At 65.9% G+C, this 24557-nt stretch carries 21 protein-coding genes, 1 other RNA gene and 7 pseudogenes; 17 read left to right on the top strand and 12 right to left on the bottom strand.

Annotated elements, in window-relative coordinates:
• Positions 1-2 precede the first annotated feature (2 nt).
• Complete coding sequence (xrtA, locus tag QP181_RS07710; protein ID WP_333928169.1) at positions 3-1478, top strand: exosortase A; 1476 nt, start codon at positions 3-5, stop codon at positions 1476-1478.
• A pseudogene (locus QP181_RS07700) lies at positions 1479-3366 on the top strand (XrtA/PEP-CTERM system amidotransferase).
• Between the two features lie 4 nt (positions 3367-3370).
• Here the strand turns inward: QP181_RS07700 and QP181_RS07695 are convergent.
• From QP181_RS07695 to QP181_RS07675, 5 genes are all read right to left on the bottom strand, one after another.
• Entirely contained in the window at positions 3371-3562 is a 192-nt protein-coding gene (locus tag QP181_RS07695; RefSeq protein WP_333928166.1) for a hypothetical protein, read from the bottom strand.
• A gap of 68 nt (positions 3563-3630) precedes the next feature.
• The gene (locus QP181_RS07690) at positions 3631-4635 is read right to left on the bottom strand and encodes an alpha/beta hydrolase (RefSeq protein WP_333928165.1); all 1005 of its coding nucleotides are present in this window, start codon (positions 4633-4635) and stop codon (positions 3631-3633) included.
• Positions 4636-4712: 77 nt separating this feature from the next.
• Complete coding sequence (locus QP181_RS07685; protein ID WP_333928164.1) at positions 4713-5138, bottom strand: MAPEG family protein; 426 nt, start codon at positions 5136-5138, stop codon at positions 4713-4715.
• A gap of 195 nt (positions 5139-5333) precedes the next feature.
• Entirely contained in the window at positions 5334-6395 is a 1062-nt protein-coding gene (locus tag QP181_RS07680) for a 1,9-bis(guanidino)-5-aza-nonane synthase (protein ID WP_307084423.1), read from the bottom strand.
• Positions 6396-6541: 146 nt separating this feature from the next.
• A complete protein-coding gene (locus QP181_RS07675; RefSeq protein ID WP_333928163.1) occupies positions 6542-7777 on the bottom strand; it encodes a type III PLP-dependent enzyme in 1236 nt (411 codons plus the stop codon).
• Between the two features lie 137 nt (positions 7778-7914).
• Between QP181_RS07675 and QP181_RS07670 the strand changes: the two are divergent.
• Positions 7915-8878: pseudogene (locus QP181_RS07670) on the top strand (threonine ammonia-lyase).
• Here the strand turns inward: QP181_RS07670 and QP181_RS07665 are convergent.
• Positions 8879-9454 carry a hypothetical protein gene (locus QP181_RS07665; protein ID WP_333928162.1) on the bottom strand — a complete coding sequence of 192 codons (576 nt, stop codon included), beginning with the start codon at positions 9452-9454 and terminating at the stop codon, positions 8879-8881.
• A gap of 99 nt (positions 9455-9553) precedes the next feature.
• Here QP181_RS07665 and QP181_RS07660 point away from each other — a divergent pair, with 99 nt between their 5' ends.
• Entirely contained in the window at positions 9554-9733 is a 180-nt protein-coding gene (locus QP181_RS07660; protein WP_332754242.1) for a hypothetical protein, read from the top strand.
• A 143-nt stretch (positions 9734-9876) separates the two neighbouring features.
• Here QP181_RS07660 and QP181_RS07655 read toward each other — a convergent pair whose 3' ends face one another.
• The gene (locus QP181_RS07655) at positions 9877-10734 is read right to left on the bottom strand and encodes an alpha/beta hydrolase (RefSeq protein ID WP_333928161.1); all 858 of its coding nucleotides are present in this window, start codon (positions 10732-10734) and stop codon (positions 9877-9879) included.
• Between QP181_RS07655 and QP181_RS07650 the strand changes: the two genes are divergently transcribed.
• The 9 genes from QP181_RS07650 to QP181_RS07610 all read left to right on the top strand — a co-directional run bounded on the left by QP181_RS07650 (position 10621) and on the right by QP181_RS07610 (position 16446).
• Positions 10621-11634, top strand: a complete 1014-nt coding sequence (locus QP181_RS07650) for a cysteine desulfurase family protein (protein WP_333929586.1) — start codon at positions 10621-10623, stop codon at positions 11632-11634. The two genes, QP181_RS07655 and QP181_RS07650, sit on opposite strands and share 114 nt — an antisense overlap.
• On the top strand, positions 11631-12713 hold the full coding sequence (locus tag QP181_RS07645; protein WP_333928160.1) for a cysteine desulfurase family protein: 1083 nt from the start codon (positions 11631-11633) through the stop codon (positions 12711-12713). The genes QP181_RS07650 and QP181_RS07645 overlap by 4 nt, the downstream gene beginning before the upstream one ends.
• The gene (locus QP181_RS07640) at positions 12710-13015 is read left to right on the top strand and encodes a 2Fe-2S iron-sulfur cluster-binding protein (protein ID WP_132740791.1); all 306 of its coding nucleotides are present in this window, start codon (positions 12710-12712) and stop codon (positions 13013-13015) included. The genes QP181_RS07645 and QP181_RS07640 overlap by 4 nt, the downstream gene beginning before the upstream one ends.
• Before the next feature lie 110 nt (positions 13016-13125).
• Positions 13126-13440 carry a hypothetical protein gene (locus tag QP181_RS07635; protein ID WP_207894179.1) on the top strand — a complete coding sequence of 105 codons (315 nt, stop codon included), beginning with the start codon at positions 13126-13128 and terminating at the stop codon, positions 13438-13440.
• Positions 13441-13520: 80 nt separating this feature from the next.
• Entirely contained in the window at positions 13521-13760 is a 240-nt protein-coding gene (locus tag QP181_RS07630) for a hypothetical protein (protein WP_132740078.1), read from the top strand.
• A gap of 58 nt (positions 13761-13818) precedes the next feature.
• An RNA gene (gene ffs, locus QP181_RS07625) (signal recognition particle sRNA small type) lies at positions 13819-13914 on the top strand.
• A gap of 200 nt (positions 13915-14114) precedes the next feature.
• A complete protein-coding gene (locus QP181_RS07620) occupies positions 14115-15803 on the top strand; it encodes a DNA polymerase III subunit gamma/tau (RefSeq protein WP_333928159.1) in 1689 nt (562 codons plus the stop codon).
• Complete coding sequence (locus QP181_RS07615) at positions 15800-16123, top strand: YbaB/EbfC family nucleoid-associated protein (RefSeq protein ID WP_093399186.1); 324 nt, start codon at positions 15800-15802, stop codon at positions 16121-16123. The genes QP181_RS07620 and QP181_RS07615 overlap by 4 nt, the downstream gene beginning before the upstream one ends.
• A gap of 80 nt (positions 16124-16203) precedes the next feature.
• Entirely contained in the window at positions 16204-16446 is a 243-nt protein-coding gene (locus QP181_RS07610; RefSeq protein WP_056048365.1) for a hypothetical protein, read from the top strand.
• A 179-nt stretch (positions 16447-16625) separates the two neighbouring features.
• On the opposite strand, the gene mtgA is transcribed toward QP181_RS07610, so the two are convergent.
• The 5 genes and pseudogenes from mtgA to QP181_RS07585 all read right to left on the bottom strand — a co-directional run bounded on the left by mtgA (position 16626) and on the right by QP181_RS07585 (position 20465).
• Positions 16626-17297 carry a monofunctional biosynthetic peptidoglycan transglycosylase gene (mtgA, locus tag QP181_RS07605; protein ID WP_333928158.1) on the bottom strand — a complete coding sequence of 224 codons (672 nt, stop codon included), beginning with the start codon at positions 17295-17297 and terminating at the stop codon, positions 16626-16628.
• 100 nt (positions 17298-17397) lie between these two features.
• A pseudogene (locus QP181_RS07600) lies at positions 17398-18390 on the bottom strand (flavin monoamine oxidase family protein); the annotation flags it as partial.
• Positions 18297-18572, bottom strand: coding sequence for an FAD-dependent oxidoreductase (locus tag QP181_RS07595; RefSeq protein WP_333929585.1), 276 nt, complete (start codon positions 18570-18572; stop codon positions 18297-18299). The gene QP181_RS07595 and the pseudogene QP181_RS07600, both read right to left, overlap by 94 nt.
• A gap of 4 nt (positions 18573-18576) precedes the next feature.
• Positions 18577-19479 (bottom strand): RNA polymerase sigma factor RpoH, encoded by a 903-nt coding sequence (gene rpoH / locus QP181_RS07590; RefSeq protein WP_056048373.1) that lies wholly within the window; start codon positions 19477-19479, stop codon positions 18577-18579.
• A gap of 57 nt (positions 19480-19536) precedes the next feature.
• Positions 19537-20465, bottom strand: a pseudogene (locus QP181_RS07585) (RluA family pseudouridine synthase).
• 34 nt (positions 20466-20499) lie between these two features.
• Here QP181_RS07585 and QP181_RS07580 point away from each other — a divergent pair.
• From QP181_RS07580 to QP181_RS19970, 4 genes and pseudogenes are all read left to right on the top strand, one after another.
• A pseudogene (locus QP181_RS07580) lies at positions 20500-20891 on the top strand (M67 family metallopeptidase).
• A gap of 192 nt (positions 20892-21083) precedes the next feature.
• Positions 21084-21725, top strand: a pseudogene (locus QP181_RS07575) (histidine phosphotransferase family protein).
• A 101-nt stretch (positions 21726-21826) separates the two neighbouring features.
• Positions 21827-24113: pseudogene (locus tag QP181_RS07570) on the top strand (chemotaxis protein CheA).
• Entirely contained in the window at positions 24110-24538 is a 429-nt protein-coding gene (locus tag QP181_RS19970; RefSeq protein ID WP_132740054.1) for a chemotaxis protein CheW, read from the top strand. The pseudogene QP181_RS07570 and the gene QP181_RS19970 overlap by 4 nt, the downstream one beginning before the upstream one ends.
• Positions 24539-24557: the final 19 nt, after the last annotated feature.

The following is a 24557-nucleotide window of genomic DNA, read 5'->3' as shown; positions in this document are numbered from 1 at the left end:
CCGTGACCGCATGGCGCCGCCACGGCCTCGCGCTCGCGCTGGTGGCGGCGCTGATCCTGCTGACGTTCCACAGCGATGTCGTCGGTCTCGCGCATATCTGGTGGACGAGCACCACCTTTGGGCACTGCCTCTTCATCGGCCCGGTGATCGCCTGGCTAGTTTGGCAACGCCGCATCGAACTCGGCCAACTGACGCCGACAGGGTGGTGGCCAGGCCTGGCCTTGGTCGCGGCTGGAGGATTCGGCTGGCTGATGGGTGATGCCGCGTCGGTCGGCTTCGCACGCCAATTGGGCCTCGTGATGATGCTGCAAGGCGCGGTCGTGACGATCCTCGGCCCGAATGTCGTGCGCGGCCTGCTGTTTCCGCTCGCCTACGCCGTATTCCTGGTGCCGTTCGGCGAGGGACTCGAGCCACCGTTGCAGGCGGTGACGGTCGCGATCGTCATGCCGCTGCTCCACCTCGTCGGCGTGCCCGCAGTCGTCGACGGCGTGCTGATCCACGCCGGACGCTATTATTTTGAGGTCGCCGAAGCGTGTTCGGGGGCCAAGTTCGTCATCGCGATGGTCGCGTTCGGGGTGCTCGTCGCCAATGTGTGCTTCGTGTCGTGGCGCCGCCGCGTGGTCTTTCTCGTCGTTTCGATGGTCGTGCCCGTCATCGCCAACGGGTTTCGCGCGTTCGGGACGATCTGGGCGGCGGACCTGACCTCGGTCGAGGCCGCAACCGGGTTTGATCACATCGTCTATGGCTGGGTGTTCTTCGGCTTGGTGATGGCGGGGGTGCTCGCAATCGGCTGGCGCTGGTTCGACCGCGCGCCCGACGATCCCGCGTTCGATCCGGCAACCCTCCAGACGCCACCCCGCCACCGCATCGATCTCGCCATCGCCGCTGCGTTGACCCTGGCGACGGTCGCGCTGTTCCCCGCCTGGAGTGCGGTCGTCGCCAGACGGGCGCAACAGCTGCCCGCGCATATCGACCTGCCCGAAATCCCCGGCTGGCACCGCGTCCCCGTCAGCACTCGCGCGCCGTGGACGCCCTATTATCCCGGCGCGGACCACTATCTGTTCGGCCGCTATGCCGATGCCTCGGGCGCGACCGTCGACATGAGCATCGCAGTCTTTGGCAGCCAGCATGAAGGCAAGGAGCTGATCGCGTTCGGCACCGGGGTGCTACGGCAGGAGGATCGCTGGGTACGCGTCGCCGACATTCCCGCGATCGCCGGCGGCAGCGTAATGCGGATCACCGCGCCCGGCCCCGTGGAGCGGATCGTCGCGACGTGGTACCGGGTCGGCGACGCAACGACGAACGACGAGACGCTGGTGAAGATCGAGACGATGAAGGCGCGGCTGCTCGGCGGTCCGCAACGCGCAGTGGCGATCCACCTCTCAGCCGAGGGTGCGGATCCGCGTCCGATCGTCCGGTTTCTCGGCGCGCTCGGACCGCTGGACCGGGTCGCCGATCACGCCGCAGGGATGCGCTGAATGTGCGGCATCGCCGGGATCTTCCATCCGGGCACACCCAAGCCGGTCGAGCCCAACCGCATCCTCGCGATGATCGCTGCACAGGCGCATCGCGGCCCCGATGGCGACGGCATCTGGACTGCGCCGGGCGTCGGTCTCGGCCATCGCCGGCTGTCGATCATCGACCTCGAAGGCTCGCCGCAGCCGATGTCGGACGGTACGCTGACAATCACCTACAATGGCGAAGTTTATAATTTCGCCGAGCTCCGCACCGAACTGACCGCGAAGGGCGCGCGCTTCCGGACCGAGGGCGATACCGAAGTTCTGCTTCACGCCTGGCGCGCGTGGGGACCGTCGATGCTCGACCGGCTGAACGGCATGTTTGCGTTCGCGATCCACGATCTCGGCCGCGCACACGCTGTTCCTCGCGCGCGACCGGATGGGCGTAAAGCCGCTCCATTATGTCGAGCTCGCGGACGGATCCCTTGCGTTCGCGTCTGAGCTGAAGGGCTTGCTCGCGCACCCGCAGCTCCGCCGCGTACCCGATCTAAGCGCGGTCGAGGACTACCTCGCTTTCGGGTATGTCCCCGATGACGCCTGTCTGGTCGCAGGCGTGAAGAAGCTTGCGGCCGGCCATTTCCTGCTCGTCGAACGCGGCCGACCTGTCCCAAGCCCGCGCAAATGGTGGGACCTCGACTTCTCCAACCGCGCGACCGGCTCGGCCAAGGCGTTGGGCGAGGAACTGGTCGACCGGATGCGTGCGGCCGTGCGCTCGCGGATGGTGGCGGACGTGCCGCTTGGCGCGTTCCTGTCGGGCGGCGTCGACAGCTCGGCAGTGGTCGCACTGATGGCGGAGGCGAGCCCCAAGGCGGTTCGCACCTGCACGATCGGCTTCGACGAAGCGGGCCATGACGAGCGGGAATACGCCGACACCGTCGCGCGTCGCTTCGCCACCGATCACCGCGAACGCGTCGTCCAGTCGGGCGATTTCGGGCTGATCGACACGCTGGTCGCGAGTTTCGACGAACCCTTTGCCGATGCCTCTGCGCTCGCAACCTATCGGGTCTGCGCGCTGGCGCGGGAGAACGTGACCGTCGCGCTTTCCGGAGACGGCGCCGATGAAGCGCTCGCCGGCTATCGTCGCTACAAGTTCCAGGCAGCGGAAGAGCGCATTCGCGGATTGCTGCCCGAGCATCTTCGGGAGGACGTGTTCGGCACGCTCGGCCGCTGGTATCCGAAGGCCGACTGGGCACCGCGACCGATGCGCGCGAAATCGACGTTGGTCGCACTCGCGATGGGCGGCGGCGAGGCGTATGCGCGGTCGGTCGGCGTGACCACGCCCGAACTGCGCGCGGACCTCTTCAACGCCAGCGCGCGTGCCGCCCTCCAGGGTCATCGTGCCGAAGACCGCTACGCCGCGACGATGGCGAACGCGCCCGCCCGCGACGCAATCGACCGCGCGCAATATGCCGACATCAAACACTGGCTGCCCGGCGATATCCTGACCAAGGTCGACCGCACGAGCATGGCGGTAGGTCTCGAAGCGCGCGAGCCGTTGCTCGACCACCGCCTGATCGAGTTCTGCGCGACGCTGCCCGCCAATATGCGGCTGCGGCACGGCGAGGGCAAATGGCTGATGAAGAAGGCGATGGAGCCCTATCTCCCGCGCGAGATCCTGTATCGGCAAAAGATGGGCTTCGTGACGCCGATCAGTGCGTGGTTCCGCGAAGGGCTGGCGGGCGAGGCGTCGGCGCTGGCCAGGTCGCGGACGCTGGGCGAGACGGGATGGTTCGACATGGCGACGATCGCGCGGATCGCGGATGAACACAGAATGGGGCGCGCCGAGCATGGCCGAACGCTCTGGCAGTTCGTGATGCTCGAACGCTCGATGAAACGGATGTTCGGCTAGGCGTTCAGTGGAGCTTGCCGCCGTCGCCGGCTTGAGCCCGAGCAATCAATTCGTCGAGCGCGGCTTCGTCGAGCCGGCCGGCGGTGCGCAACGCCGCTTCGGGGGTCATGGCGATGACCGTTCCGTCCGGCCCATCGATGATAACCTCGCCATGCTCATGGAAAACGTCACGGGGCTGGGCGTGCGGACGGGTCATCGCGCTTCTCCTGTTATTCGGGATCAACGCCGCACCAACGGGATGGGTCCGAACTGCTGACTCAACGCTCAGGACGCGACCAGTTCGCCCATCCAGCGGTCGAACAACTGCGGCCACAGCGATCCGGGCGAGCGTGGTGACAGGCGCGTACCGAAGCCGTGGCCGCCATGCTGGAGAAAGTGCGCCTCCGCCGGAATACTGGCGCGACGTGCTGCCGCGAGCGTGTCGACGCTGTTGGCGACGGGGACGGTGGTGTCGTCCTCGGCATGGACGAGGAACAGCGGCGGGTCGCCCGCCTTCAACTGCCGGTCGACCGCATAGCGCGCCTGGACTGCGGGCAACGGGTCGGGGCCGAGCAGGTTGGCGCGCGATCCGCCATGGCTTCGGCCGGGGTCCATGTTCGAGACGGCGTACATGAGGCCGGCCCATGCGGGGCGCGCCGAGTGACGATCGGCGGCGTCGACCGGGCGATAGGCCTTGAACTCGTGCAGGACCGTCAGCGAGCCGGCGAGATGCCCGCCTGCCGAGAAGCCGAGCACGCCGAGCTTCTCCACCCTGATCCCGTAGAGGCGGGCGTTGGCGCGTATCAGCCGCATCGCCCGCTGTGCGTCGGCGAGCGGCACGTCGGCGCGGTCGGCCCAGCCTTCGCCGGGCAAACGGTAGCTCAGCACGAACGCGGTGATCCCGAACGCATTCAGCACGCGCGCGACGTCGATGCCTTCGTTGCGGAGCGACGTGATCGAATAGCCGCCGCCGGGGACGATCAGCACCGCGCGGCCATCGGGACGCACAGGACGGAACACGCCGACTTCGGGACGCACCACGCCGCGCATCTGAAAATCGCGATACCCATCGGGATAGCGCGGCATGCGCGGCTGCGGGATCGGCAAAGGGTTCGGCGCGCCTGACGGGATGCCCGGCCACAGCGCGAACCGCTCGGCGGGGGGCCAGATCGGCAGGTCCGTCGCACGCGGCTGGCCAGCGGTGAGCTGCCCACCGGTCCGCGCGAATGCGGCGGGCGCCAGGCCGGCGGCGATAGGAAGGCTAAGGAGTGAACGGCGATCGAAAGTCATCTGGCAATTCTAGACGATCCCTGCACGTTCGGGGAGGGGAGCATGACACGATCGGTAATTATTCCGGGCGAAAGCCATCAGAAGACCGCGAGCGCCGCGTGCAACGTGAGTGCCACCAGCATGACGCTCGACAGCATGAAGAAGACGAACCGATCGCGGACTCGGTTGCTGGTCGCTTGGACTAGGCTGTGCACGATCCGCAGGCCGACATACGCCCAGGCGATCCAGGAATTGATCCCGTTGCCCGTCCCGCTCAGCGCCAGCACGGTGCATACCGCGTAGAACAGCGTCGGCTGCTCCATCAGGTGATTGTGGTTGTGCGCCTTCCACTGGACCTGGGGCGGTAGCGATCGATCTGCGTCGGACGCCTTGGTGCCGACGAGTTTGCCCATGTCTACGCCGGCCGCCTTCATCGCCGGTAGCCGGGTGGTGAGCGTCCACGCCAGCATCACGAGCGTCCACGCGATGAGGACGACCATCGGTCGCAGGATGTCGCTGTGCATAAAAAGCCTCCCCGGTTATCCGGATGAGGCTGCCTCAATTGCCCGGAAGGGGCAACGGTATCTCTAATCCTCCCCCGCTAGGGGGAGGTGTCGCGAAGCGACGGAGGGGGAGGCGGCGATAACGTCGGCTCCGTGACCTCCCCCTCCGTCAGGCAAGCGCCTGCCACCTCCCCCTTGCGGGGGAGGATCGTAGGTTCAGGCCTTGTCGAAGCTCGCGCCCCACTTGCGGACCGGACGGTCCTTCCAAAGCCCACGATGATACGCGTCCGACGCCAGCAACGGCATGACCGAACCGGCTTCCGCGAACACCATCTGCTCGATCCCCGTGTTCACCTTGCCCCACGAAGCCGCTTCCTGCAGCGTCGACGACGAGCACGCACCGTCGCGCACGTCGGCAACGGTGATCTGCACCGCATATTTGTGGACCTGGACGTCGTCATGACCGAGGATCTCGGCACAAACCACCGTGTCCTGGATGAAGTTCTTCGGCACGCCGCCACCGATCATGAGAAGCCCGGTGGTGCCCGCCTTGATCTTGATCTCGGTAAGCTCGCGGAAGTCGGCGATCGCGTCGAGGACCATGTACGGCTTGCCCGCCTTCACTGCGTCAACCTGATGCTTGACCAGGCCGAAGCCCGCCGACGAATCGACGAACGCCGGGCAGAAGATCGGCACGTCATGCTCGTAAGCGAGCTTGACGAGGCTGTTCTCCTTCTTGCCGTGCTCGACGAGGTACTTGCCCATCTCGCGGATGAACTCGCGGCTCGAATAGGCGCGCGGCTCGAGCGTCTCGGCGATCTCGAAGATCGTGTGGTCGACGTGCTGGAGCTCTTCCTCGTCGATATAGGTGTCGTAGATCCGGTCGATCATCAGCGAGCGCAGCACGTCGTCGTGCGGCACTTCAAGCGCCTGATAATGCTTGTGGCCGAGGCCTTCGAAGAAATCCATGTCGACGATGGTCGCGCCGGTCGCGACGATGCCGTCGATCATGTTGTTGCGCAGCAGCTCGGCATACAGGTCCATGCACCCGCCGGCCGAGGTCGAGCCCGCGATCACGAGGAAGATCGTGCAGTCCTTGTCGGCCAGCATCTGGTTGTAGATGTCGGTTGCACGGCCGAGGTCGCGGCTGGTGAACGACATCTTCTTCATCGCATCGACGATCGGCCGTGCATCGAAGCTCTTGATGTCGATGTGCTCGACGGTGGTCGAAAGGAGTTCCGCCTTGCGCTGCGCGTCGATGCGGGTGTCTTCGGTCATAACATGCTCCATAAATCCCCCTTCCGCTTGCGGGAGGGGTTAGGGAGGGACTGAAATATCCGCGAACGCCACGCTCGCGGACAAGCCCTCCTCGACCCCTCCCGTAAACGGGAGGGGAGGAAGAAGGGCACGGTAATAGAAGTTGGTTACAGCTTGACGACGTTCGACGCGAGGTCCTGGAAGCGTTCGTCATACAGCGAGACCATCGGCTCGTCGGTGACGATCACCGTCTCGTCCGATCCGAACCCGTTGAACGCGGTCCGCATCGCCGAGCCGTACGCGCCGAGCATGCCGATCTCGATATAATCGCCGGCCTTCGTATCCGCGGGCAGCATGAACGGGCCGACCATGTAATCCATGTCGTCGCACGTCGGACCGTAGAAGCTGAACTCCATGTCCTTCGCACGGCTGTCCGGCTCGCGGAGCAGCTCGGTCGGGAAACGCCAGCCGATATGCGCCGCATCGAACAGCGCACCGTATGCGCCGTCGTTGATATACAGCTCGGTCCCGCGGCGCTTTTCGACGCGCACGATGATCGACGAATATTCCGCGCAGAGCGCCCGGCCCGGCTCGCACCACAGCTCGGACGAATAGCTGACGGGCAGCGATTCGAACGCACGGTGGATCGTCTCGAAGAAATGCTCGAGCGGCGGGGGCTCCATGCCGGGATAGGACGACGGAAAGCCGCCGCCGACGTCGATGACGTCGACCGTGACCGCCGCCTCGACGATCGCCGCACGAACACGCTCCATTGCGTTGGAGTACGCTTCGGGAGTCATCGCCTGCGAACCGACGTGGAAGCAGATGCCGAGTGCGTCAGCAGCCTGGCGCGCCGCGAACAGCAACTCCTTGGCTTCGTGCGGGGCTGCACCGAACTTCGACGCGAGGCTCAGCTTCGAATGCTCGGAAGACACGCGCAAACGCACACAAAGCGTCAGATCGGAAGCTTCGCGAGTGGCGCGAACGACCTTGTCCAGCTCTTCCAGGCTGTCGAGGCTGAAGGTGCGGACGCCGTGCGTGAAATACGCCTCGGCGATCGCTTCCTCGGCCTTGACCGGGTGCATGAAGCAGAGCGTAGCCTCGGGAAGCGTCCGTGCGACCAGGCGCACTTCGGCGATCGACGCCACATCGTAATGCGTGATGCCATTGTCCCACAGGATCTGCAGGAGTTCGGGAGACGGGTTCGCCTTCACCGCATACATCGAGCGACCCGGGAACTTCTCGACGAAGAACCGAGCGGCGCGCGCAGCAGCGTGCGGACGAACGAGCGTTACCGGGTTGACCGGGCGCCCTTTAGCGATGTCGATGCCGCTCCCGATGCGGGAGGTGTCGGCGGTCGAATGGGCTTTCGCTAACCCCAGCGCGATATGATGCTTGACCAATTCAAGGGACCTCCAATGTCCTGAGACAAATTACGAAAACACTGCCTTGCGGTTGGAAGTCCCATGGGGCAGCGGAAGGGCGATCTACGGTCGCTTGCCCCCCATGTAAATAGGGTTGGGCGCATAGGAGCCAGTGTGTGACGATTTTGCGACAGCCGACGCGGGCGGGGGTACGGGACGCCGCGGAAAAGATCGCGCGGATCTTGCCGCCGACACCGCTGTTTATCAGTGAAATCAAAGGCATACCGGTCGCGTTCAAGGCCGAATCGTTGCAACCAATCGGCGCGTTCAAGATTCGCGGCGCGTGGCATCGGCTCACCGCATTGGACGACGCCGCACGGAAAAAAGGTGTCGTCGCCTTCTCGTCGGGCAATCACGCGCAGGGCGTGGCCTGGGCGGCGAAACGGCTAGGCATGGCAGCGACGATCGTGATGCCCTCGGATGCGCCTCGGCTGAAGCGCAGAATCGACTTTGGCATTGGGCGCCGAGGTCGTGACCTACGACCGCGCCACCGAAAGCCGCGAGGCAATCGCTGCCGGATTGGCGGAAGCACGGGGTGCGACACTGGTGCCGAGCTTCGACGATCCGTGGATCATCGAGGGGCAGGGGAGCGCGGGCATCGAGGCCGCCGCACAGATGGCGACGCTCCGCATGGGCGTGCCGAGCCGCGTCGTCATCCCCTGCGGTGGCGGCGGCCTGTCGGCAGGCATCGCGCTGGCCTTGAAGGACAGCGCGATCACCGTCGTCGAGCCCGAAGGCTGGGACGACATGCGCCGCTCCCTTGAAGCGTCTTGGATCGAACCCGTCGGCCCCAACCCGCCGCCGACCGCCTGCGACTCGCTCCAGACGTTGCGCGTGTCGCCGCTGACCTTCGACGTCCTATCCCGCCGCGACGCGACCGGCGTAGCGGTCAGCGAATCGGAGATCGCGTCGGCACAGCGCTGGGCCGCGGAGAAACTCCGACTGGTTATCGAACCAGGCGGCGCGGTCGGGTTGGCGGCGGTGCTTTCGGGCAAGGTAAAACCCGAACCCGGCCTGCTCGTCATCCTGTCCGGCGGCAACGTCGACCTCGTCGCCTACGCCAAGGCGATAGCCGGCTGACTAGGCTGGCGGCAGGGTCTTCACACGCGGCTTTGCGCAGGCATAGGCCTGCTGGTAACTCCGGTTCCAGCAAGCGACGAAGCCGTCGAGAATATTGAGGTTCATCGGCCATGCGAAGGCGCGTGGCTTGCCGTCGGCACCTACCGGAGCATAGCCGGCCGGGCGCGGCAGCGCGGCGAGCTTGGCGCGCGCGGTGTCCAGTCCGGCCAAGTCGCGGCGCAGGAAGGCGACGCTGCCGTCGACGTACAGATTCCAGCCAAACCCGGCATCCTGCTCCGCCGGTTTTCGCGCCGCCTCGAACAACGCGATCGCGCGTGCCGTCTGCCCTGCGTTCGCGCGCAACTGGCCTTCGTGCCATTGCAACAGCCCGGCGGTGCGCGGATTGGCGGGATGACCCGCGCGCCATTCCGCGATCAGGTCGGCGGCCTGCGCATCGCATCCGGCGTTGGCGAGCATGCGCCAGCCGCTCGTCATGGTTTGATCGAACGCGCGTTCGTCGAGCGCCATCATCGCGGGCTTGTCATATTCGCAGCTCGCCGGGGTCTGCGCGGCGATCATCGCGAGAAAGGCCAGCATCACACCTCCGAGTATCCGATCGAGGTCGCCAAGCTATTGCCGTGCGCCGCGCGAAGTCAACGCGCTTCAATCCAGGCTTTTCGTGGCGTATCGGACGGCATGAACGCCGCCCTGACCAGCATCGCCGCCGCCGCCCCCGCCATCGCTATGCTGGCCATGTTCGCCTGCCTGATCGGCGGGGTAGCGCTGATCGTGAAGAGGCAGGACACGAAAAAGGGCGTGCTGATGCTCGTGATGGCCGCGGTGTTGCTGGCCAACGTAGCAATCTGGACGCTCTAGCTCCCTCGCCCCTGCGGGGAGAGGGAAGGGGCCCGCCGCGCTTGCGGTGGGAAGGGAGAGGGGAGTTGGGGAGAGCGGATCAATTCCCAACTCCCGCTCATCCGACGCTGGCGCACCACCTTCTCCCCAAGGGGGAATGGGGGTCAACGGATAGGCGAGTTCGGGTCCAACCGCATATCCAGATACTTGTCCACGCTGCCCATCAACTCCGGCATCTCATGCTCGAAGAAGTGGTTGGCCTTCGGGATCGTGTCGTGATGGATCGTGATGTGCTTCTGCGTCCGCAGCTTGTCGACCAGCTTCTGCGTAGCCCCCGGCGTCGCCACCTCGTCGGCCTCGCCCTGGATGATGATCCCGCTCGACGGACACGGCGCCAGGAACGTGAAGTCGTACAAATTCGCCGGCGGAGCCACCGAGATGAATCCGCGGATTTCCGGACGGCGCATCAGCAGCTGCATGCCGATCCACGCGCCGAAGCTGACGCCCGCGATCCAGGTCGTCTGCGCCTCGGGATGGAAGCTCTGCACCCAGTCGAGCGCGCTCGCCGCATCCGACAACTCGCCAACGCCGTTGTCGAACACGCCCTGGCTCTTACCGACACCGCGGAAATTGAACCGCAGCGTCGCGAAGCCGCGCCGCTGGAAGGTCTTGTAGAGCTGCTGCACGATCGCGTTGTTCATCGTGCCACCGGCCGACGGATGCGGGTGCAGGATCATCGCGACAGGTGCGCGCGGACGCGGGCCCGGCGCAAAACGACCTTCGAGACGGCCTTCGGGACCGGGGAAAATGACTTCTGGCATAGGCACTCGCGAGCTGGGATACGCACTCGGGTGGAGTGCCGGATTATCGACGCTATATAGGGAACGAGCCCCTTTTCGCAATTGGAACTGGTCCTGTCCCGCATCTACCTCGATCACGCCGCCACCACGCCGATGCGCCCAGAGGCAGTGGTAGCGGTGACGGAAGGCATGGCGCGTTGGGCGAACCCGTCCTCGCCGCATGCGGAGGGACGCGCGGCGCGGGCGGCGCTGGAGGACGCGCGGAAGCGGATCGCCAAGGCGCTGGACTGGCCGCATCACGTGATCCTGACCAGCGGTGCGAGCGAGTCCGCAACGCTGGCGTTGCGTGGCCGTCCCGGTGTTGCGGTGGCGGCGGTCGAGCATGATGCAGTCCTGCGCTCGGCCGAACAGCCTGTAATGCTGGACGTCGACGCAGGCGGTATCGTCGTGAACGGGGAGGGCGCCCAGGCGATCGCTCTCCAGTCCGCCAACAGCGAAACAGGCGTCCTCCAGACGCGACCTACCGGCGTCTGGATAGCCGATTGCTCCCAGACGGCCGGCAAGCTCCCGCTCCCCGACGCGGACCTGATCATCGTCTCGGCTCACAAGCTCGGCGGCCCCCCAGGCATCGGTGCGCTGCTGGTTCGCGATCTCGGCATGCTCCACCCGACTGGCGGGCAGGAGCGAGGCTATCGCGGCGGCACCGAGAACCTCCCCGGCGCGCTCGGTTTCGCCGCCGCGCTCGAAGCCCCCCGCGACTGGTTCGCCGACATGCCCGCCCTCCGCACCACGCTCGACGAAGCGATCCTCTCTGGGGGCGGTGAGACCCTCGCGCACAAATCCCCCCGCATCCCGACGATAGCCTCCTACCGCATGCCGGGCGTCAGCTCCGCCGCACAGTTGATCCGCCTCGACATGGCCGGCTTTGCCGTGTCAGCGGGTAGCGCTTGTTCGTCGGGCAGCATGCGTCCGAGCCACGTTCTAGCCGCAATGGGCTATTCCCCCGAAGCCGCCGGCGAAGTCGTCCGCGTCAGCTTCGGCTGGACCACAACGGTCGAAGATGTCGCCAAGTTCGCCGAAGCCTGGACGCGCATCGCCACCGATATAAGGCGGACCGCATGACCTACCTCGACTACCAGGCGACCCCCCTCGCGCCCGAAGCGCTCGCCGCGATGCTCCCCTGGCTCGAATCGCAGCACGCCAACCCGCATTCTCCTCACCGCGAGGGCCGCCGTGCCAAGGCCGCCGTCGAAGTCGCCCGCGATCAGGTCGCCGCGCTGCTCCCCGCCGGCGGCCGCGTTGCCTTCACCAGCGGCGCGACCGAGGCGCTCAACTGGGCGATCAAGGGCACGATCGGCCCGATCCTCACGCTCGCCACCGAACACGCCGCCGTCCTCGACACGGTCGCAGCGGAAGCGGCGAGCGGGCGCCAGGTCACGATCCTCCCGGTCAACCCAGACGGCGTGGTCGACCTCGACCAAGCCCGCGCCGTAGTCCAACCCGGCACCGGTCTCGTCGCCGCGATGTTCGTCAACAACGAGATCGGCGTTATCCAGCCGGTCGCCGCGCTTGCAGAGATCGCCCACGCAGCCGGCGCGCTGATGCTCTGCGACGCGGTGCAAGGCTATGGCCGGGTGCCAATCCCCGACACCGTCGATCTCCTCGCGATCTCCGCACACAAGATCCACGGCCCCAAGGGCATCGGCGCGCTCTGGATCCGCGACGGCATCGACCTCGCCCCGCTGATGCACGGCGGCGGCCAGGAAGCCCCCGGCCGCTCCGGCACGCTTTCGCCGGCCCTCTGCGCAGGCTTCGGTGTCGCCGCGCAACTCATGGTCGACCGCAAGGCCCAGGACGCCGCGCACATCGACCGCCTCTGGTCGCTCGCGCTCGACCGCCTCGGCCCCGGCTGGACGATCAACGGCTCGACCGACCACCGCTACCACGGCAACTTCAACATTCGCCGTGAGGGCTTGGACGTAAACCGCCTGATGTCCGATCTACGCGACATCGCCTTCTCCGCCGGCTCCGCCTGCGCCAGCGGTTCGGGCCGCTCCAGCCACGTCCTTCGCGCGATCGGCCTCACCGAAGCCCAAGCACGCGCCAGCATCCGGCTCGGCTTCGGCCGCTACACCACCGAAACCGAACTCCGCGACGCGATCGATGCGATCGTCGCCGCAGCCGAGGCGCAATGGCCATGATCGTCCGCTTCATCGCCCGCGACGGCACCGTTACGCTGGCCGCGGCAAGCCCCGGCGACCGCCTGCTCGACGCAGCGCAGGCGCATGACCAGCCGCTCGAAGGCACCTGCGAAGGCCAGCTATCCTGCGCGACCTGCCACGTCATCGTCGATCCCGCCGATTTTGCCCGCCTGCCACCGGCAAGCGAGGACGAGGAGGACATGCTCGATCTCGCGCACAACGCGACGCGCACCAGCCGTCTCGCCTGCCAGATTCGGCTGACGGACGCGCTCGATGGCTTGACCGTGCGCATACCCGGTTAGGTCAGCAAAGCTTACAGGAAGACAACGGCCGGTTCAGGAAACGTCCACCGCCGGAAGCGGATTATCTCCTCATCGCCTCAATGTACGAGGTCTTGAGAGGAGTACCGGACATGAAGATCATCGCAATGTTCGCCGCTGGCGCGTTGGCCGCGGGAACGCTGTTCGCTTCGGCCCCCGCCGATGCCCAGCGCCACGGCTGGGACGGCCCGCGTGGCGGCCACGGCTGGCATGGCCCCCGCGGCGATCGCGGCTGGCATGGACGGCGCGGCTGGGACGGCCCCCGCCACGGGTATCGCGGATACCGGGGCGGCTATCGTGGTGGCGGCTACGGCTATCGAGGCCCGCGCGGCTACGGTCGATCGCGCGTCGTCTGCCGGATAGAGCGCGGTTATTATGGCCCGGTTCGTCGCTGTTTCCACCGCTGATACGGAACCGTAACGACCGCGCTTAGTTTGATAACATAGGTTGCCGGGTTTCGCAGAGCCCGCACCAGCAGGAGAATATCATGAAGTTGTTCACGCTCGCCGCCGCCGGTCTCGTCGCGCTCACCGGCCTTGCCCCCGTCGGCATCGCCGCCGAGGCTTCGGCACAGCGCACTGTCGTCCATGAGCGTACCGTCGTGCGTCACAACGACCGTCGCCCCGGTTACCGTCGTCACGTCGTTCGCACGCGCCAGGTCTGCCGAAACGTGTACCGCAACCATCACCGCCAGCGCGTCTGCCGCACGGTCCGCTACAACCGCTAAGTCAGGCCGCTCGTATTAAAGCGCCTTGATCATCCCGCCCGACCCCGCCATATGCGCCGCGGGAGTCGGGCGGACGTGGTCGTCGCCAACTTGGTCAGATCCGGAAGGAAGCAGCCACAACGACTAAGCCACGGGTCGTCCCGGCTCCCACCGCGAACTTTTGCAAGCAAACGTGAGCGCGGCCAGCGGTGCAAGGCACCGTCTGACGATGCGGCTTAGCCGCAGCGCACTTCTGATCTTCTGATATAAAAAAGCCGATAGTATCCCAAACCGCGGACCCTCGCGTCCGCAAGGGAACAGAAAGGGTTCGCTAGCCCTTCGACACCGCCTGTCAAACCGCCTATATCGACCGCAATGTCAGATTCATTCGACCTGGGCGAGCCCCCGCAGCCAGCCAAAGCGGCGGACGTCGCCTACCGCGTGCTCGCGCGCAAATACCGACCGCAGACCTTTTCCGAGCTGATCGGGCAGGACGCGATGGTCCAGACGCTCGGCAACGCGATCAAGCGCGACCGGCTCGCGCATGCCTTCCTGATGACCGGCGTCCGCGGCGTGGGGAAAACCTCGACCGCCCGCCTGATCGCCAAGGCGCTCAACTGCATCGGCCCCGACGGCGAGGGTGGCCCGACGATCGACCCCTGCGGCGCCTGCGAACCCTGCCGCGCGATCGCCGAGGGCCGCCATATCGACGTGATCGAGATGGACGCCGCCAGCCATACCGGTGTCGACGACGTCCGCGAGATTATCGACGCGTCGCGCTATTCGGCGGTCACCGCGCGCTTCAAGATCTACATCATCGACGAAGTCCACATGCTGTCGAAGAACGCGTTCAACGCGCTGCTGAAGACGCTGGAGGAGCCGCCGCCCCATGTGAAATTTCTGTTCGCGACCACGGAAGTGAACAAGGTCCCGGTGACGGTCCTGTCGCGTTGCCAGCGCTTCGACCTCCGCCGCATCTCCGCCGAACAGCTTTCGAAGCACTTCGCCTGGGTCTCGACCGAAGAAGGCGTCGTCGCCGATCCTGAAGCGCTGATGCTGATCGCGCGCGCCGCGGAAGGCTCCGCGCGCGACGGCCTGTCGATCCTCGACCAGGCGATCGCGCATGCCGGGCTCGAAGGCGGCGGCGTCACGGCGGAGGCGGTCCGCCAGATGCTCGGCCTGTCCGATCGCGGCGCTGTCCGCGATCTGCTGACGCTGATCCTGGCCGGCGACGGGGCAGGGGCGCTCGCCTCGATGCGCCGACAATATGACTATGGCGTCGACCCGCTGTCGGTGCTCCGTTCGCTGCTCGAAACCGTCCACGGCATCACGCTGACCAAGGTCGGCACGCCGCCTGACGCCGCGCAACCGATGGAGGAGCGCGCGGTGCGCGAGGAATGGGCGGCCTCGCTCGGCTATCCCGCGCTGCATCGCCTGTGGCAGCTTTTCCTAAAGGGCCATGACGAGGTCGCCAAGGCCGCGCTGCCAATCGAAGCCGCGGAGATGGCGCTGTTGCGTGCGATCTACGCCTCGACGCTGCCCGATCCCGGCGAGCTTGCCCGCCAGATCGCCAGTGGTGCGACCGCCGCGGCTGCACCAACGGCGCCGCCGCCGCCTGTTCCGTCCGGCGAAGCGCCGCCCTCAAACGCTGGTTCCGCTGCGAAGGCACCCGAACCCGTCGCGACCGGCCCGATCCTGCCGCCGACGTTCGAAGCGCTGGTCGATCTGCTCGACGAATCGGGCGGCCTCGCGATCGCCGCGCGCCTTCGTCACGGTGCCCGCGTCGTAAGCTATGCGCCGCCCGAATTCGCGCTCAGTGGTAGCCGCCCGGTTTCGGCCGATACGCTCGCCGAACTCAACACGCTGCTGAAGACGGTGACGCGGACCGCGTGGAAAGTGTCGATCGTCGACGCGCCCGGCGAGCCGACGCTGCGCGAGGCGCAGGACGCCGCCGACGCCGCGGTGCGTCAGGCTATTCTCGAATCCCCCATCATGAAGGCCGCGGTGGCAGCGTTTCCCGACGCCCAGCTAGAATCGTGGCCCGGTCAAAGGAGCAACGCATGAAGAATATCGATGAAATCCTCGCCATGGCGCAGAACGTCCAGAACGAGATGGAAAAGGCGCAGGCCAATCTCGACACGATCGAGGTCGAGGGCGCGTCCGGTGGCGGCCTCGTCAAGGTGAAGGCGTCCGCCAAGGGCCGTATCATCAACATCGCGATCGACGATTCACTGATGCAGGTGAGCGAGAAGCAGATGCTCGAGGACTTGCTGACGGCGGCGTTCAACGATGCGCGTGCCAAGGCGGATGCGGTGTCAGGGAGCGAGATGTCGAAAATGACGAGTGGCCTGCAACTGCCGCCAGGCTTTAAGCTGCCGTTCTGAACCAAATCGAGTTCGTTTCGGGGCGGGAACAATCGCTCTTCGGCCGGCGTTGCGCTCTCCAGTAATCAGGGAGAGTCAAAATGGCCGAAGAGCGTATCGTCGAAACCCCGACCACCCACACCACGATCATCGAACGCCGTGGCGGCGGCAGCGGCATGCTGATCGGCATCGTCCTGCTGATCGCGGTCCTGATCGGTGGCTATTACCTGTTCAGCCGCCAAGGCGCGCAGAACAGCAAGGACGCCGCGATCACCTCGGCGGCAAAGAGCGTCGGCAGTGCCGCCGACAAGGCCGGCGACGCGGTCGAGAAGTCGACGCAGTAACGTCCACGACGTGCGTACAGGTGATACCACCCCGGCGAAGGCCGGGGCCCAATTGGGGACGCGTCTGACTGAGTGCAGCGCTTAGTTACCAGAGCCTTTCCAATTGGGCCCCGGCCTTCGCCGGGGTGGTGCTGCGCCAGGGTGGCGTATCCTCATGGCGTCGAATTAGGGCGCCGCCCTTATCGCAAACACCCATCCAACCCATCGTTCCGTACCACCGAGACCCGCCGCGACAGCGTGTTTCCGTGGCGTCGCACGAACCCATACGGGTCGATCGCAGCCCGCTTTTTCGGCAACGGCAGCACGGCGGCGATGCGCCCCGCCTCGGTCGGCGACAGCTTCGACGCGTCGTGATTGAAATACCGGATCGCCCCGGCGTTCGCGCCGTACGTCCCGATCCCCGTCTCGGCGATGTTGAGGTACACCTCCATGATCCGCCGCTTCCCCCACAGCGTCTCGATCAGCACGGTAAAATACGCCTCGAACGCTTTGCGCACATAGCCGCCGCCCTGGAACAGGAACGCGTTCTTCGCGGTCTGCTGGCTGATCGTCGAGCCGCCGCGGATCCGCCCGCCCTGCGCATTGCGAGCCGCTGCGCCCGCCATCGCCTTGAAATCGAAGCCATGATGCGAACAGAACCGCGAGTCCTCGCCAGCGATCGCCGCGCGCGCCATGTCCGGGTCCATCTCGGATAGCGGCATCCAGTCCTTCGTCACGCCGTGGCCGTTGAGCACGTCGCCCATCATCGTCCAGGTGAACGGCACCGGCACGAACCGATAGATGCCGACCCAGGCGACGGTAATCAGGACGAACCCGAAGACGATCTTGGCGAAAATGCGGAAGAAGCCCATCGGCGCTCCTTATGCGATCGTAGCAGGCTCGCCAATCACCGCGCGCGGCCGCAACGCCGGTCTCATACGCCCCATGTGCGGTGGAGAAGTCGAACGGGTGGCACGCCTCGCCGGCGAAGTGGATCCGGCCGTCGACCGATGCGGCGAGAACGGCGCGTTGTCCGGCCCGACCTATGCGTGCGTGACTGTAGCTGCCGCCGATATAGGGTTCGTGCCGCCAGCGGGTTGCAGCGAGTGGGGTGAAGCGCTTGCGCCAATCGCTGCCGAGCAGGCCCACAAGTTCGTCGATCGCGAACTGCGCGGCGTCGCGGTCCTCCAGCATCTCCGCGCAGTCGCCGCCGAAGAAGCTCTCGACGATCGGCCAGCCGAACGGCGACAGGCGGTGGCTGGCGGTGCAGGTGCTGTACGGGTTGCCGATCAGATGCGCGTTGGTCGGCCATTCGGGGCGGTCGACAAAGAGAAATACCTTGTCCGCGAGCCCGAGCGGGAGGTCGGCGGCGGCGGCGTGCTTGTCGGGGAGGGGCGGGTCGAACACGATATGTGATTTGGCGAGGACGGTAGTGGGGACGCAGACGATCACGTGGTCCGCCTCGATCGTGCCGGCGGGGGTGTCGAGTTTGATGCGATGGCCGCTGTGATCAATGCGCGTTACAAGCGTCGAGAGGCGAACGTTCAGGCCCGTGGCGTGACTGACGACCAGCGTGCCGTAGCCTTCCTTCACCGTCCAATTATCGTCGGTCGAGGCTTCCTCGTACGCTGCCCAGTCGTGGAGCGAGACCTCGCTGAGGTTCGCACCATTTGCGTAGCCGGAGATGGCGTCGATCTTCGGGCGCCATTTGTCGTTGGGGCCAATGAAGTCGGAGAGAGGGCGGTCGGCGCCTTCTAGGGCAGCGAGAGCGCGCTTGTTCCAGGTTGCGTACGCATCGGCGGATGAGGCTTGGTCTGCGGGCGAGAAGCCGAGATCGCGCCACTGGGTGCGCCAGTTTGCGTCGGAACGATCTACGGTGAAGCCAGAAGTCTCAGCGATGTTGGTCCATGGGTTGCGCTGGGCGGAGTGTAGCCAGCCGCAACCGGCGTCGACATGGTCCCCCACGAAGGCGGGGGCGCATTCTGGGCCCCGCCTTCGCGGGGGAACAAGCTTTTCAGGGAGAGGCTGTGGGCTCGGCCGCCGAGACGGTCGCTCGCCTCGACCAACAGAACGTCATGCCCGTCATCATGCAGCGTCCTGGCCGCTGCAATACCGGCAGCACCGCCGCCGATGACGACGGTGCGCACCACGTTAAGCCGCCAGCAGGCGCTTTTCGCCGGCAATGCGCATCATCGCCTTTTGCAGCTTCTCGAACGCCCGCACCTCGATCTGCCGCACGCGCTCGCGCGACACGCCGTAGACTTGCGACAGTTCCTCGAGCGTCTTGGGATCGTCGGTCAGGCGACGCTCGGTCAGGATATGCTGCTCGCGCTCGTTGAGATCGTCCATCGCCGACACCAGCATCGAGTGGCGAACGTCCGCCTCCTGCGCATCGGCGACGATCTTGTCCTGCAACGGCGCGTCGTCCTGCAGCCAATCCTGCCACTGGCCTTCGCCATCCTCACGCATCGGCACGTTGAGCGACGTATCGCCGCCCATCGCCATGCGACGGTTCATGCTGACGACGTCGGTCTCGGCGACACCCAGATCGGTAGCAATCTTGGTAACGTGCTCGGGGCGCAGATCGCCATCCTCGAACGCATCGAGGCGGCTCTTCATCCGGCGCAGGTTGAAGAACAGCTTCTTCTGCGCCGCCGTGGTGCCCATCTTCACGAGGCTCCACGACCGCAGGATGTACTCCTGGATGGACGCGCGGATCCACCACATCGCGTAGGTGGCGAGACGGAAGCCGCGCTCGGGCTCGAACTTCTTCACGCCCTGCATCAGGCCGATATTGCCCTCGGAGATCAGTTCCGACGTCGGCAGGCCGTAGCCGCGATAGCCCATCGCGATCTTCGCCACGAGGCGGAGATGCGAGGTCACGAGCTGCGCCGCAGCCTCGGTATCGCCATGCTCCTGAAAGCGCTTGGCGAGCATGTATTCCTGCTCGGGTTTCAGCAGCGGGAATTTCTTGATCTCGGCGAGATAGCGATTGAGACCCGCCTCGCTGCCGAGCGCAGGAATCGTCGCTGGAACGTTGGAGCGGGCTGCCATGGTCGTAATCCCTTTCTGCTGACCCCAATTGCCGCACTGCGGCATGGTGTCGATTATCTATACGTCAAGCTGGGTGAACAGTTCCTGCATGTCTGCGGGCATTTCGCTTTCGAACGCCAAAGCGATGCTATTCACCGGATGGATGAACCCCAGATGCGCCGCGTGCAAGGCTTGCCGGCGGAAACCGAGCGTTTCGAGAAGCGACTTCTGAGCTTGATTTGTTCTACCATAGACCGGGTCGCCGAGCAACGCGTGACCGATCGACGCCATGTGCACGCGCACCTGATGCGTCCGCCCGGTCTCAAGCCGGCACTCGATCAGTGCCGCCTTGTGTAATGCCTTTATGGTCGAGAAATGCGTCACCGCGCGCTTGCCGCCTTCGACGATCGCGATCTTCTTGCGGTTCTGGGGACTACGCGCGAGGGGGCGTTGACGGTGCCGCTCGGCGGGCGCGGGATACCACCGACGATCGCCTTGTAGCGGCGGTCGATGCTGTGGTCGTGAAACTGCTTGGCGAGACCCTCGTGCGCGCGGTCGGTCTTGGCGGCGATCATCAGCCCCGACGTGTCCTTGTCGATGCGGTGGACGATTCCCGGCCGCGCGACACCGCCGATGCCCGACAGATTGCCCGCGCAGTGGTGGAGCAGCGCGTTGACCAATGTCCCATCGAAATTGCCCGCGGCGGGGTGAACGACCAAGCCGGCGGGCTTGTCGATCACAATCAGGTCGTCGTCTTCGTAGGCGACGACGAGCGGAATATCCTGCGCTTCGTTGTGAAGCGGGGTCGGCGGCGGGATCGCGACCGCGAACACTTGACCCGCCGCAGCCTTCTTCGCCGAGTCACGCCATTCGCGACAATTGAGCGTGACCTGGCCCGCCGCGATAAGTGCCTTAAGCCGCTCGCGCGACATGTCCGGTAGCACTTCGGCGAGCGCACGGTCGAGCCTCCAGCCATCCGTGGCCGGCGTGATCGATGCTTCGACGATGGAAACCCCCGGTCCATGTCGTAGCGATGTGGCGATGAGCGTGACGATTTCAAGCGAAGTGCTGACACAAGTTGTTGCCGCGGCGACCGCGTCGCCCGACGCGGAAATTTGTGGGCTGCTGTTCGGGACGGCGGGGCTGATCGAGGCGGCGGAGGCGTGCGCGAATGTCGCGGCCGATCCCGCGCGGACGTTCGAGATCGATCCAAGCGCTTTGTTCGCGGCGCATCGACGGGCACGGGGGGAGGGCCAAGCGTGGTCGGGCATTATCATTCGCATCCGTCGGGTTTGCCGGTTCCGTCTGCGCGTGATGCGGCGCAGGCTATGGGGGATGGGGCGATCTGGGTGATCCTTGGCGGGGGTGAGGCGCGTGCGTGGCGATCGGTCGAGATGGGCGCGTTCGTCGAAGAGATGATCGACAATACGTAAACCTCACCACCCGTCATCCTGACGAAAGTCAGGACCCAGGCCTAGGTGGTGCAACGTTCTTGGCTCTGGGTCCTGACTTTCGTCAGGATGACGGAGGGACGCACGTTAAGCCCGTTGTGAGAGTCGGCGACCGCAACCCTTGCGCGCCGTCCGCACCCCCGCCACAAGACGCTCCAGAATTAGGGGATTTTCATGACGGTCAGCCCGGTCGATTTCGCGAGTCTGCTGTGTTCGCGCCTGTGCCACGACCTGCTGTCGCCGGTGGGGGCGCTCAACAACGGGCTGGAACTGCTCGCCGATGAGACCGATCCGGCGATGCGCGAGCGGGTGATGCAGTTGCTCGCCGACAGCGCGCGCGTCCGCCAGCAAGCTGAAGTTCTTCCGACTGGCTTTCGGGGCGGCCGGTGGGTTCGGCGAACTGGTCGACACGCACGAGGCGCGCAATGCGATCGAGGGGCTGGTTGCCGAGAACAAGCGGATCACGTTCGTCTGGGCGGTCGAGGCGTCCGCGATGCCCAAGTCGGCGGTCAAGGTGCTGCTCAACCTCGTCCTGATCGCGACCGAGTCGCTCGTTCGGGGCGGCACGATGGAGGTCGGGGGCGAGGATAACGAGGGCCAGCTCGAGATCGTGGTGAAGGTCGAGGGGGGACGGATCGTACTCGATCCCGAGATCCGCCGGACACTGGTCGAAGGCGCGGGCGCGCATGCGGTCACGCCGCGGCGGCAGCGGCGTACATGATCAACACGCTGGTGACCGATGCAGGCGGCACAGTGATCGTGTCCGAACCCGCCGAGGGGATCATGATCTTCGGCGCCGTCTTCAACGCGCGGTAAGGCGCGCGGTCTTTGCGATCCCCTGGCGGGGGTATTGAGAAGTCGAGCTAACGCCCCCTTAACCTCCGCCATGCATGACAGGCCTCGAACGCGGGGCTCGCATGGACGATTTGCTACAGGAATTCATTGCCGAGACGCGCGAAACGCTGGAGGCGATCTCCGGCGAAATCGTCGCATGGGAAGCCGCGCCCGCCGACCAGGGGCGTCTCGACGCGATCTTCCGCTTCGTGCACACCGTCAAGGGCAGCTGCGGGTTCCTCGACCTGCCACGCCTCGCGCGCCTCAGCCACGCTGCGGAGGATGTTCTCGCCGCGGTCCGCGATGGCAAGCGCACGCCTGATACTGCGCTCGTCAACGCGGTCCTGGGGATCGTCGATCGGATCGGGGCTATCGTCGAGGCGATCGCCGCCGGCGCACCGCTCGACAATTCCGACGAGGACCTGTTGATCGCGGCCCTCGCGCCCGATGCACAGCCCTGTGCGCAGGCCCCGGCCGCACCGCAGAACCGTGCCGTCAGCCGCAGCGTCCGCCTGAATGTCGACCTGCTCGATCACATGATGAGTGGCATGTCCGAGATGGTGCTGGCGCGCAACGAGCTCGCCCGCCGACTGCGCGACAGCGATGTCGATCCGCAGGTCGAAGCGGCGCTCGAACGGTTGTCGCTGACGGTTGCCGACATGCGCGACACCGTTACGCGGACGCGGATGCAAAAGGTCGATGCGCTGTTCTCGGCGCTGCCTCGACTGGTTCGAGACACCAGTGCGGAGCTCGCCAAGAGCGTCGACCTCGTGATCGAGGGCGCCGATGTCGAGCTCGATCGCGAGATGATCGAACTGATGCGCGACCCGCTCGGCCACATCATCCGCAACGCGATCGATCATGGGATCGAGACACCGGCCGAGCGGCGTGCCGCGGGTAAGCCGATGACCGGACGACTGATCGTGTCGGCGCGGCAATCGGGGAACCAGATTCTCATTGAGATTGCCGATGACGGCAAGGGCATCGACGTCGCGCGGATCGTCGCCAAGGCGGCGGAAAAGCGCTTGTACGGCGTTGCCGAGCTTGCGCTGATGAGCGAGGCGGCCAAGCTCGACCTGATCTTCGCACCCGGTCTGTCGAGCCGCGACACGGTGACCGCGATCTCGGGACGCGGCGTCGGCATGGACGTCGTGCGCGCCAATATCGAACAGATCGGTGGACGCGTCGTGCTGACCAACGATCCGGGTCGAGGTCTGCGGATCGTCATCCATGTGCCGCTAACGCTGTCGATCCTGTCTACGATCATCGTCGGCGTCGGCACGCAGCGTTTCGCGCTGCCGCGCCAGGCGATCGAGGAGATCGTCATGGTTCGCGGCGATCAGGTGCGGATCGACACGATCGGTGACGCTGCCACCGTCACGGTACGCGGCAAGCGGATGCCGCTGGTTTCTCTCGGCCACCTTCTCGATCTGAACAGCGACGCGCCGCCGACGTTGGTGATCGTCTCGACGCGTGAAGGCGATTACGCACTCGGTGTCGATACCGTGCTCGACACCGAAGAGCTCGTCGTCAAGCCTGCCTCTCCCGCCGTGATGGCGACCGGCGTCTATGCGGGCAAGACCTTGCCCGACAATGGCCTGCCGATGCTGTTGCTCGATGCCTCCGGGATCGCGGCGGTCGCAGGCCTGCGTTTCACGCCGGTCACGTCGGTTTCTGCACAGGTCGAGGAGGTTGTACCGGGTGTGCCCGCCTTGCTGTTCGACGATCTCGATGGCCAGCGTCGGGCGATCGCGCTGGCGGTTATCGATCGCGTCGAGCCGGTCCCGACCGACGCGATCCGCTGGTCGGGCGGGGCGATGCGCCTGTCGGTCGGCGATACGATCATTCCCCTCCATGCGGTCGCCGAACTTGACGCGCGCACCGAGGTGGCCGTGTTGCGGCTGACTGACGGCGAGAGCGAAATGGCATATGCGATTGCCGAGGCGATCGAGATCGTCGCGCTGCCTGCCGAGATGGCACCGGCACGGGGCACCGGGCCGATTGCCGGGGTCGTCTCGATCGCCGGTGAGCAGATCGAACTGGTCGATCCGCATGCGCTGTTCGCGGGCCAGCCAGTGACGTTGGCGTCGCTGCCGGTATGTCTGTTGCAGGTCGATGGATCGGGCTGGATGGAGACGTTCCTCAAGCCTGCGCTCGAGGCGTCGGGCTATCGCTGCGTCACGGCGCTGGCGGCGGGCGAGACCGCCGCAGTGGCGCTGGCGATGGAGGACGCGCCGGTCCGCGATACGATGGCGCCGGTGGTGACGCTGCGGCGGACGCCGACCGCCGATCACGACGACGATCTCGAGCATCTATCGGTACGATCGGCCGGCATTGATCGCCGCACTCGCGGCACGGAGGGCGATGTGAGCGAATTGTTCCTGGTGGCGCATATCGCGGGTCGCGGCGTCGCGATCGCCGCCGCGCAGGTCGACTCGGTGGTGGATATCGGCGAGATCGTCGCGGTACCGCGGGCGGAGGCCTTTGTCCGCGGACTGGCGGCATTGCGCAGCCGGGTGGTGACGGTGATCGATACCGGTACCGCGCTGGGGCTGGAGCCGACCCCGGATGGCGCGAGGCGTGCGGTCATCACCGCCGTCGAGGGCCACCATTACGCGATCCTGGTCGATTCGGTCGAGGATGTCGCGCCGTTCGCCCGACTGCCACTATCGTCTGGACTGGCGCTGCATCGTGGTTGGGCCTCGGCGGGCATCGGCATCGTCGAGCGCGATGGCGAACCGCTGCTGATCCTCGATCTGGCGGCGGTCATCTCCGACACTGCACTAGCCGCCTGAATTTTCTCTCACTTAACCG

The sequence above is a fragment of the Sphingomonas sp. LR55 genome (genome assembly GCF_036856015.1).
GTDB lineage: Bacteria > Pseudomonadota > Alphaproteobacteria > Sphingomonadales > Sphingomonadaceae > Sphingomonas.
Note: the sequence above shows the minus strand (reverse complement) of the source record. Positions and strands in the feature narration are given on the sequence as shown.

Excerpts from the sequence above, each read along its gene's own strand:
- QP181_RS07695 (WP_333928166.1), bottom strand. The coding sequence starts at position 3,562 with ATGACCCGTCCGCACGCCCAGCCCCGTGACGTTTTCCATGAGCATGGC.
- QP181_RS07690 (WP_333928165.1), bottom strand. The coding sequence starts at position 4,635 with ATGACTTTCGATCGCCGTTCACTCCTTAGCCTTCCTATCGCCGCCGGC.
- QP181_RS07685 (WP_333928164.1), bottom strand. The coding sequence starts at position 5,138 with ATGCACAGCGACATCCTGCGACCGATGGTCGTCCTCATCGCGTGGACG.
- QP181_RS07680 (WP_307084423.1), bottom strand. The coding sequence starts at position 6,395 with ATGACCGAAGACACCCGCATCGACGCGCAGCGCAAGGCGGAACTCCTT.
- QP181_RS07665 (WP_333928162.1), bottom strand. The coding sequence starts at position 9,454 with ATGCTGGCCTTTCTCGCGATGATCGCCGCGCAGACCCCGGCGAGCTGC.
- QP181_RS07660 (WP_332754242.1), top strand. The coding sequence starts at position 9,554 with ATGAACGCCGCCCTGACCAGCATCGCCGCCGCCGCCCCCGCCATCGCT.
- QP181_RS07655 (WP_333928161.1), bottom strand. The coding sequence starts at position 10,734 with ATGCGGCGAGGACGGGTTCGCCCAACGCGCCATGCCTTCCGTCACCGC.
- QP181_RS07645 (WP_333928160.1), top strand. The coding sequence starts at position 11,631 with ATGACCTACCTCGACTACCAGGCGACCCCCCTCGCGCCCGAAGCGCTC.
- QP181_RS07640 (WP_132740791.1), top strand. The coding sequence starts at position 12,710 with ATGATCGTCCGCTTCATCGCCCGCGACGGCACCGTTACGCTGGCCGCG.
- QP181_RS07635 (WP_207894179.1), top strand. The coding sequence starts at position 13,126 with ATGAAGATCATCGCAATGTTCGCCGCTGGCGCGTTGGCCGCGGGAACG.
- QP181_RS07630 (WP_132740078.1), top strand. The coding sequence starts at position 13,521 with ATGAAGTTGTTCACGCTCGCCGCCGCCGGTCTCGTCGCGCTCACCGGC.
- QP181_RS07620 (WP_333928159.1), top strand. The coding sequence starts at position 14,115 with ATGTCAGATTCATTCGACCTGGGCGAGCCCCCGCAGCCAGCCAAAGCG.
- QP181_RS07615 (WP_093399186.1), top strand. The coding sequence starts at position 15,800 with ATGAAGAATATCGATGAAATCCTCGCCATGGCGCAGAACGTCCAGAAC.
- QP181_RS07610 (WP_056048365.1), top strand. The coding sequence starts at position 16,204 with ATGGCCGAAGAGCGTATCGTCGAAACCCCGACCACCCACACCACGATC.
- mtgA (WP_333928158.1), bottom strand. The coding sequence starts at position 17,297 with ATGGGCTTCTTCCGCATTTTCGCCAAGATCGTCTTCGGGTTCGTCCTG.
- rpoH (WP_056048373.1), bottom strand. The coding sequence starts at position 19,479 with ATGGCAGCCCGCTCCAACGTTCCAGCGACGATTCCTGCGCTCGGCAGC.